The following is a 9034-nucleotide window of genomic DNA, read 5'->3' as shown; positions in this document are numbered from 1 at the left end:
CCCTTGCAGACCGTGGAAGCCGCCATGCTCGAAGGGCACCCCTGCTTCGTGGCCAACAGCGGCCGGATCGGCTTCGGCGCCCGCGACCTGGCGGCGTACACCCCGGAGGCCGCCACCCCCGTCCGGCTGACCTGGCTCGCCGCCCACCGCGACCGCACCCACGTCAGCGTGGGCGCCGGCCTCACCTACGAGGGCCTGATCGCGGGCGAGTTGGCCCCCTCCACCCGGGAGCGTTTCGCGCGGGTCCTCCGGGATCGCGGCCTCGACCCCACCGACTACCTCCTGATACCCGCCCACCCCTGGCAGTGGGAGCACCGCCTCGCCACCACCTTCGCCGGCGAGGTCGCCCAGCGGCACCTCGTCCACCTCGGCCCTGGCGACGACGACCACCTCGCCCAGCAGTCGGTCCGCACCTTCTTCAACGCCGGTCACCCCGAGCGCCATTACGTGAAGACCGCGCTGTCCGTCCTCAACATGGGCTTCCTGCGCGGCCTGTCCGCCGCGTACATGGCCGGCACTCCCGCAATCAACGACTGGGTCGCGGGGCTGGTCGCCGCCGATCCGACCCTGACCGCCGCCCGCTTCTCGATCCTGCGCGAGCGTGCCGCCATCGGCTACCACCCGCTGCCGCACGAGGCCGTCACGGAGCCGGGCTCGCCCTACCGCAAGATGCTGGCCGCGCTGTGGCGGGAGAGCCCGGTGCCGGGGCTGGGCCCCGGGCGGTCGGCGGCGACGATGGCGTCGCTGCTGCACGTCGAGCCCGACGGCAGCTCCTTCGCCGCCGCGCTGATCGCCCGCTCCGGCGAGCCGCCCGAGCGCTGGCTGCGCGACTACCTGGACGCGTACCTGGTGCCGGTGGTGCACTGCATGTACGCCCATGACCTGGCCTTCATGCCGCACGGCGAGAACGTCATCCTCGTGCTCGACGCCGACGGCCGGGTGGAGCGGGTGATCTTCAAGGACATCGCCGAGGAGATCGTGGTGATGGACCCGGAGGCGGATCTGCCGCCGGAGGTGCGCCGGGTCCGCGCCGACATCCCGGCGGACGAGCGGGCGCTGTGCGTGTTCACGGACGTCTTCGACTGCTTCCTGCGCTTCCTGTCCGCGATCCTGCACACCGGGCGGGTGCTGGACGAGGACGCCTTCTGGCGGACGGTCGCCGAGTGCGTCGCGGACTACCAGCGGGCCCACCCCGAGCTGGCCGGGCGCTTCCGCCGGCACGACCTGTTCGCGCCGCGTTTCGCCCGCTCCTGCCTGAACCGGCTCCAGCTCCGGAACAACCGCAGCATGGTCGACCTCGCCGCCCCCTCGGCGGCGCTGCAATTCGTCGGAATTCTGGACAATCCGATCGCCGCTCACCCGTTCGGCCCTCACTAATCGCGCCGTGGTGCCCGAAAACGGGCAGGATTCTTGCAAAGCAGGGATGATCTGATGAGTATCAACGGGTGCCCGAACACCGGACGTCCTACGAGGACCTCATCGACCACCTGGTCCGCACCACGTCGCTGCACCGCGGCGAGGCGTCCCGGGTGGTGCTGGACGTCCTGGCGTACTTCGACGAGACGACCGAGGAGTACGTCCGCCGCAGGCACCGCGAGCTCCAGGCGAAGGGGCTGGTCAACACGGAGATCTTCGAGCGGATCGGCGAGGAGCTGCCGCACCGGGCGGTCGCCCCGGCCGCGCTCTCCCAGCGCCAGCTGCGCCGGATCGTCTACGGCTGACCGGGCACCCCCACCGACCGGGCGCTCAGGGGCGCACCGGGCACCCCCGACAGGTACGACCGAGAGGGACGGCATATGTGCGGAATTGTCGGCTACATCGGCAGGCGCGACGTGGCACCACTGCTGCTGGAGGGCTTGCAGCGGCTGGAGTACCGGGGCTACGACTCGGCCGGCATCGTGATCACCGGCAGGACGGGCGGGCTGCGGACCGTCAAGGCCAAGGGCCGGGTGCGTGACCTGGAGGCCCGCGTCCCCAAGCGGTTCGCCGGCACCACCGGCATCGCGCACACCCGCTGGGCCACCCACGGCGCGCCCAGCGACGACAACGCCCACCCGCACCTCGACGCCGACAACTCGGTCGCCATCGTGCACAACGGCATCATCGACAACGCCTCCGAGCTGCGCGCCCGGCTCACCGCCGAGGGCACCACCTTCAGCTCGGAGACCGACACCGAGGTACTCGTCCACCTCATCGCCCGCTCGCAGGCCGACACGCTGGAGCAGAAGGTCAGCGAGGCGCTGCGCGCGGTCGAGGGCACCTACGGCCTCGCGGTGCTGCACCGCGACTTCCCGGACCGGATCGTGGTGGCCCGCAACGGCTCCCCCGTGGTGCTCGGTATCGGCGAGAAGGAGATGTTCGTCGCCTCCGACGTGGCCGCGCTCGTCGCCCACACCCGCCAGGTCGTCACGCTCGCGGACGGCGAGATGGCCACTCTCAAGGCCGACGACTTCCGCACGTACACCACCGAGGGCTCCCGGACCACCGCCACGCCGACCACCGTGGAGTGGGAGGCCGAGTCGTACGACATGGGCGGGCACGACACCTACATGCACAAGGAGATCGCCGAGCAGGCCGAGGCGGTGGACCGGGTGCTGCGCGGGCGGATCGACGACAAGTTCGCCACGGTGCACCTGGGCGGCCTCAACCTGGACCCGCGCGAGGCGCGCGGGGTGCGGCGGATCAAGATCCTCGGCTGCGGCACCAGCTACCACGCGGGCCAGATCGGTGCGCAGCTCATCGAGGAGCTGGCCCGTATCCCCGCGGACGCCGAACCCGCCTCGGAGTTCCGCTACCGCAACCCGGTGGTCGACCCGGACACGCTGTACGTGGCGGTGTCGCAGTCCGGCGAGACGTACGACGTGCTGGCGGCCGTGCAGGAGCTGAAGCGCAAGGGCGCGCGGGTGCTCGGCGTGGTCAACGTGGTGGGCTCGGCGATCGCCCGGGAGGCGGACGGCGGCACCTATGTGCACGCCGGGCCCGAGGTGTGCGTGGTGTCCACGAAGTGCTTCACCAACACGGTGGTGGCCTTCGCGCTGCTCGCGCTGCACCTGGGCCGGATCAGGGACCTGTCGGTCGCCGACGGCCGGCGGATCATCGAGGGGCTGCGGCGGCTGCCCGGCCAGATCGACGAGATCCTCAAGGCCGAGCCGGAGATCAAGCGGCTGGCGCTGCACTTCGCGGACGCGAAGTCGATGCTGTTCATCGGCCGGGTGCGCGGCTACCCGGTGGCCCGGGAGGCGTCGCTGAAGCTGAAGGAGGTCAGCTACATCCACGCCGAGGCGTACCCGGCCTCCGAGCTGAAGCACGGCCCGCTGGCGCTGGTCGAGCCGGCGATGCCGACGGTGGCGATCGTGCCCGACGACGACCTGCTGGAGAAGAACCGGGCCGCGCTGGAGGAGATCAAGGCCCGCAGCGGCCGCATCCTCGCCGTGGCCCACCAGGAGCAGGAAAAAGCCGACCACACGATCATCGTGCCGAAGAACGAGGACGAGCTGGACCCGATCCTGATGGGCATCCCGCTACAGCTCTTCGCCTACCACACCGCTCTCGCGCTCGGCCGCGACATCGACAAGCCGCGCAACCTGGCGAAGTCGGTCACCGTGGAGTGACCGGCCGAGACCGGACCGATCATCAGCCGGGCCCGGACCGACCAGCCGGGCCCGGAAACGATCATCAGGCGAGCCTGCACCGGCCAGCCGGGCCCGGACCGATCGGTCATACGGTCACAACGGCGGCCGGTGCGCGTCGCGGGCAGGACCCGCCCCCGGGAGACCCGCTACGGAATGACCACCACCGGCCGCTGCGCCCGCCGGGCCAGCCGTCCGGCCACCGAGCCGAAGATCCGGCCGACCATGCCGTGCGTGCCACCGACCACGATCGCGTCGGCTTCGTACTCCTTGCCGACCTCCTCCAGCTCGTGGCAGATGTCGCCGCCGCGCTCCACCAGCACCCAGGAGATCTCGGCGAGGTGGTCGGCGCAGGCCAGTTCGAGGCCGAGCACTTCGGTGCGGTGGTCGGGCACGTCCACGAAGACGGGTGGCTCGCAGCCGGCCCAGACGGTGGCGGGCAGCCGGTTGGCGACATGCACGATGATCAGTGCGGAGTGCGTTCTGCGGGCCATCCCGATCGCGTACGACAGGGCGCGCTCGCTGGAGACGGACCCGTCGAAGCCGACGACGACTCCGTGCCGGAAGGCCGGGTCGCAGGAGTGGTGCCGCGCGGTGGCCAGCTCGGGCACCGCCGCCGACTCGGCAAGCGGCCTGCCGTCGGCGGGCTCGGGAATCTCATGACCGGCCATGATGCGGATTCTCGGCGAGGGCGGCGCTGACGCGCCGAGCAGCGGACAAGACGTTTCTCGCAGGGCGGGCCGCCGCAGCGGCCGGTTTCGGCCAGTTCACCACTTCCCGTCCCACTCCCTCCAGGGTACGGCCGGCACAAGCGCCTGCACAGGGCCGACGTGCCCTTCACAGGCTCTTCCGTACGTCTTCCGTACCCGGAGTTCCCAGGAGAATGCCGGAGGGAAGCCAAGAGCGCAACGGCACCGCGCCAATGAGCGCGACGTCATCGCGCCAACCGGCTGCACGGTTCAGCGCACGGGCGCACCGCGGGGCGCATTGCGGCCGCCTCCCCGACAACTTCCGTCACCGCTCTCCGCCCTGACCCGACCAGCACCGCGCGTACCATCCCGACGGCGGTCGCAGATGTGCAAGTTCACTCCGGAATACCCGCGAAAGCCGTACGCATATTCGGCTCCGGAGCAGCGATTTTCGGCCAACTTGGCGCCGTTACGCATTCGTTGGCGGCAGGGCGCACTAACACCTGTGCCACCAGCGGTTCTACGATGCGGCAGGACGCGGACGGTGCGGTCCGGGGTCCCGGTGACATGAGGCGTACTTCCCAGCGGGCCGCCCGGGTGAAACGCTTCGTGATCGAATGCTTTACGCCACGTTGCCTTGTCGACTTAGCGTCAGATGGTGAACTTGTCACTAACGCCCCACCTGACACAGTAGATTTGATCATGGGTGACTGCGCAGGACAGCGGGGGATCGTGCAGGACCGAGGGGACGACGCGTCGATACGAGGGGGGCTTGAGCTCCATGAGCCAGGAGTCCAGTTCCGGTACGGCGGCGGACACTCCGTCGCAAGCACCATCGGCATCGCCTCGCGCCATCCGCAAGCTCTCCGCGCGCCGCCGGCCCGAGGTCGTCGCGGTGCTGCTCTTCAGCGGTGGTCCGATCTTCGAGAGTTCCATACCCCTGTCCGTCTTCGGCATCGACCGGCAGGACGCGGGCGTGCCCCGCTACCGGCTGCTGGTCTGCGCCGGCGAGGAGGGTGCGCTGCGCACCACCGGCGGGCTCGAACTGACCGCGCCCTACGGCCTTGAGGCGCTCGCCCGGGCCGGCACCGTGGTCGTGCCGACCTGGCGCTCGATATCCCAGGCGCCGCCGCCGGAGGCCCTGGACGCGATCCGCCGCGCGCACGAAGAGGGCGCCCGGATCATCGGCCTGTGCACCGGTGCGTTCGTGCTGGCCGCCGCCGGCCTGCTGGACGGCCGCCCGGCCACCACGCACTGGATGTACGCGCCGACGCTCGCCAAGCGCTACCCGTCGGTGCACGTGGACCCGCGCGAGCTGTTCGTGGACGACGGCGACGTGCTCACGTCCGCCGGGACCGCGGCCGGCATCGACCTGTGCCTGCACGTGGTGCGTACCGACCACGGCACGGACGCGGCCGCCGCGCTCGCCCGCCGGCTGGTGGTGCCCCCGCGCCGGGCGGACTGGCAGACCGGGCAGCGACACATGGACCGGTCTTTACCAGAGGAGATCGGCGCGGACCCACTGGCCGAGGTCGTCGCGTGGGCGCTGGAGCATCTTCACGAGCAGTTCGACGTCGAGGCGCTGGCCGCGCGCGCGTACATGAGCCGGCGCACCTTCGACCGCCGGTTCCGCTCGCTGACCGGCAGCGCGCCGCTGCAGTGGCTGATCACACAGCGGGTACTCCAGGCGCAGCGGCTGCTGGAAACATCGGACTACTCGGTCGACGAGGTGGCGGGGCGGTGCGGTTTCCGCTCTCCGGTGGCGCTGCGCGGGCACTTCCGGCGGCAGCTCGGCTCCTCCCCCGCGTCGTACCGCGCCGCGTACCGCGCCCGCAGGCCGCAGGACGACGGCGACCGGGCCGCGCCGCCCGCCGAAGTGCCACCGGCACGCAGAGGCGGTCTGGGCGGTGGCCTGGGCGGCGGACCGGCGGCCGGACCCGGACCCGGGAACGCCTACGGGAGCGGGGGCGGGCACAGCTCCGGGCACGGTTCCGGGCACGGCTCCACGCCCGGAACCGGACCAGGCGGCGGACCGGGCGGCGGCTCACAGGTGTTGGCCGCTCCCGCCAAGGGCGACCCGGACGCCTACACCACCTCCGCACGGGTCCCGGAGCAGTCCGGGCGGTCCGATGCGGCCGACGGGCCGGCGCGCGGGCGGCTGCGCGCCGGACGCGGTCTGGGTACCGCCCTCCCGGGGCCGCGTGATCGCCCGTAGGGTGAGACACATGAACGACCGGATGGTGTGGATCGACTGTGAGATGACCGGCCTCTCGCTGGCGCACGACGCGCTCATCGAGGTGGCCGCGCTCGTCACCGACTCCGAGCTGAACATCCTCGGCGAGGGGGTGGACATCGTGATCCGCCCACCCGCCGAGGCGCTGGAGACGATGCCGGAGATCGTCCGGCAGATGCACACCGCCTCCGGGCTGCTGGAGGAACTGCCCGGCGGGGTCAGCATGGCCGAGGCGGAGAAGGTCGTCCTGGACTACCTCCGCGAGCACATCGCCGAGCCGCGCAAGGCTCCGCTGTGCGGCAACTCCGTCTCCACCGACCGCGGCTTCCTCGCCCGGGACATGCCGACGCTGGAGCAGCACCTCCACTACCGCATCGTGGACGTCTCCTCGATCAAGGAGCTGGCCCGCCGCTGGTACCCGCGGGCCTACTTCAACAGCCCGGAGAAGAAAGGCAACCACCGCGCGCTCGCCGACATCCGCGAATCCATCGCCGAGCTGCGCTACTACCGCGAGGCCGTCTTCGTGCCCGCCCCCGGCCCCGACACGGACACCGCCCGCGCGATCGCCGCCAAGCACGTCCTTCCGCCGGCTCCGCACCCCGCCGAATAGGCGGGCGCGACCACCCCTCCTCACCCTGTACACTTTTGCAGGCGGCGCCACCCCGGTAGGGAAAGCGCCGCTCATGGTGGGTGTAGCTCAGATGGTAGAGCACCTGGTTGTGGTCCAGGATGTCGCGGGTTCGAGTCCCGTCACTCACCCTCACGCAAGGCGGCCGCTGATCTGCTTCGGCAGAACAGCGGCCGCTTTCGTCTGCCCGGGCAGGCACCGGCGGCCCGCCCCCGCACTCTCGGCGAGGGGCGGGCCCCGGCGCCCGGTCCGGTCCTGGTAGTGGTCCCACATGCCGTCGAGCAGCGCCTTGGACTCCGCCTTGGCGGCGGTGTCACCGGACTTGGCGGCGTAGTAGGCGAGTGTCTTGGCGTAGGCCGCCGTGACGCCCAGGTCGTCGCCGTAGGAGGTGACCGTCACGTGCAGGCCGGTGTTGGCGCCCGGGCCGGCCGGGTTCCAGATGTCCGGCGCGCCGGACCACGCGAGGTCGGAGGGGATCTGGAAGGTGCCGTCCGCGTTGACCGTGGTCTCGGACATCGCCCAGTTCACCCACTTGGCCAGGATCGCCTTGGCCTTCGCGTCGCCGGTCTGCTGGTAGTACTCCGCGACCCGCTCCATCGACCACGCCTGCATGCCGAACCACTGGTTCGACGGCGGGTCGTGGTAGACGGGCTCCCAGTCGTACGCCATCCCGTAGAAGGTGGGCGTGCCGGCCGGGGGCTGCGCGTAGGCGCCGTCCCAACTGTTCGTGGCGCCACCGGCGATGGCCCCCTCGTCGGACTGGAGCCACTGGTAGAACTCCAGCTGCCGGCCCAGGCTGGTGGTCCGATCCTGCTTGCCGGTCGCCGACTTGGGCGCCATGTTGGCGTCGGTGGTCAACGCGCAGGCAGCCAGCGGGTTCTGGTGGCCGAAGTGCGAGGCTCCGCCCAGTCCACGGTGTACGGCGCGGTGGTGTCGGTCCCCAGCAGCACGTCGTCGCTGTAGAACTCCACCTTGGTGACGGTCGCGCCGTCCGCGGCCACGGCGGTGACCGCCAGCGGGATGTCGGCGCCCGCGTTGTACGTGGCGCCGGCCGCCGGACTGGTCAGCACCGGCAGCGGCGGCTGATGGGCGCCGCCGCAGACCGTGCCGTCGACCGCGAACGCGGTGGGTGCCGCGTTGCTGCCCGTGTAGTTGAAATTGGCACTCGCGGTGACATTGCCGCCGGCCATGATTGTCTTGTTCCAGTCCAGCGACTTGACAGTCACGTCCTTGCCGGACTGCGACCAGTCGCCGTTCCAGCCGCTCTGCAACGTCTGGTCGCCGGAGTACGCGTAGGTCAGCGTCCAGCCGTCGATCGGGGCGTCGCCGAGGTTGGTGATCTCGGTGTTGGCGGTGAACCCGCCGCCCCAGTCGTTGGTCGTGTAGTCGACGGCACACCGGATGTCCGCTGCGTGCGCGGCCGTGCCGCCCGCCACCGTCACGGCGAGCGGCACGGCGAGCGCGGCCGCGAAGGCCGTCACCAGCCTTCTCTGCCGCGTTCTGAAAGGTCTTCCTCTGGGCATGCGAGAGGTCCTCCTCGCGGTTCGTTGTGGGGGGAACGTGGGGGGAGGTGCAACCGAACCAGTGGGAGCGCTCCCACAATCGGGGCGCCGTGAAGCCCTGTCAAGAGGCCGACCACAACGACATGCTCATGCCGCCTCGCGCCTCAATTGCGCCCGAAAACAGCCCACTTCACCACCACCGAGCCGACCAGCAGCCGACCCGGCCGTCACCTCACCCCTACCGAGAGGACGGCGACCCGCTATGGTCTCCGGCGGACCAGTGGGAGCGCGTCCACATGCCTTCCCCGTTTGCGCACCACCCGGGTCACGGGGCGGCCCGCACCGCCGGGGCC

General features: G+C 71.1%; 7 protein-coding genes, 1 tRNA gene and 1 pseudogene. 6 read left to right on the top strand and 3 right to left on the bottom strand.

Annotated elements, in window-relative coordinates; translation table 11 throughout:
* The 3 genes from AC13HU_RS23960 to glmS all read left to right on the top strand — a co-directional run.
* On the top strand, window positions 1-1377 hold a 1377-nt coding region (locus tag AC13HU_RS23960), incomplete at its 5' end, for an IucA/IucC family protein (protein ID WP_483044003.1).
* A gap of 68 nt (window positions 1378-1445) precedes the next feature.
* Window positions 1446-1721, top strand: a complete 276-nt coding sequence (locus tag AC13HU_RS23955; RefSeq protein WP_328464361.1) for a hypothetical protein — start codon at window positions 1446-1448, stop codon at window positions 1719-1721.
* A 75-nt stretch (window positions 1722-1796) separates the two neighbouring features.
* On the top strand, window positions 1797-3611 hold the full coding sequence (glmS, locus tag AC13HU_RS23950; RefSeq protein ID WP_483044002.1) for a glutamine--fructose-6-phosphate transaminase (isomerizing): 1815 nt from the start codon (window positions 1797-1799) through the stop codon (window positions 3609-3611).
* Window positions 3612-3778: 167 nt separating this feature from the next.
* On the opposite strand, the gene AC13HU_RS23945 is transcribed toward glmS, so the two are convergent.
* Window positions 3779-4300, bottom strand: a complete 522-nt coding sequence (locus tag AC13HU_RS23945; protein ID WP_483044001.1) for a universal stress protein — start codon at window positions 4298-4300, stop codon at window positions 3779-3781.
* Between the two features lie 799 nt (window positions 4301-5099).
* On the opposite strand from AC13HU_RS23945, the gene AC13HU_RS23940 reads away from it, so the two are divergent.
* The 3 genes from AC13HU_RS23940 to AC13HU_RS23930 all read left to right on the top strand — a co-directional run bounded on the left by AC13HU_RS23940 (window position 5100) and on the right by AC13HU_RS23930 (window position 7310).
* A complete protein-coding gene (locus tag AC13HU_RS23940) occupies window positions 5100-6533 on the top strand; it encodes a GlxA family transcriptional regulator (RefSeq protein WP_483044004.1) in 1434 nt (477 codons plus the stop codon).
* Window positions 6534-6543: 10 nt separating this feature from the next.
* Window positions 6544-7161, top strand: a complete 618-nt coding sequence (gene orn, locus AC13HU_RS23935) for an oligoribonuclease (RefSeq protein ID WP_483044000.1) — start codon at window positions 6544-6546, stop codon at window positions 7159-7161.
* Between the two features lie 76 nt (window positions 7162-7237).
* Window positions 7238-7310 (top strand) — tRNA-His (locus tag AC13HU_RS23930).
* A gap of 112 nt (window positions 7311-7422) precedes the next feature.
* Here the strand turns inward: AC13HU_RS23930 and AC13HU_RS23925 are convergent.
* Window positions 7423-8076, bottom strand: a pseudogene (locus AC13HU_RS23925) (glycoside hydrolase family 48 protein); the annotation flags it as partial.
* Entirely contained in the window at window positions 8034-8702 is a 669-nt protein-coding gene (locus AC13HU_RS23920; protein WP_483043999.1) for a cellulose binding domain-containing protein, read from the bottom strand. The gene AC13HU_RS23920 and the pseudogene AC13HU_RS23925, both read right to left, overlap by 43 nt.
* Window positions 8703-9034: the final 332 nt, after the last annotated feature.

Source organism: Streptomyces sp. NH27, assembly GCF_056859195.1.
The sequence above is the reverse complement of the archived record's forward strand: the minus strand, read 5'-3'. Positions and strand labels throughout refer to the sequence as shown.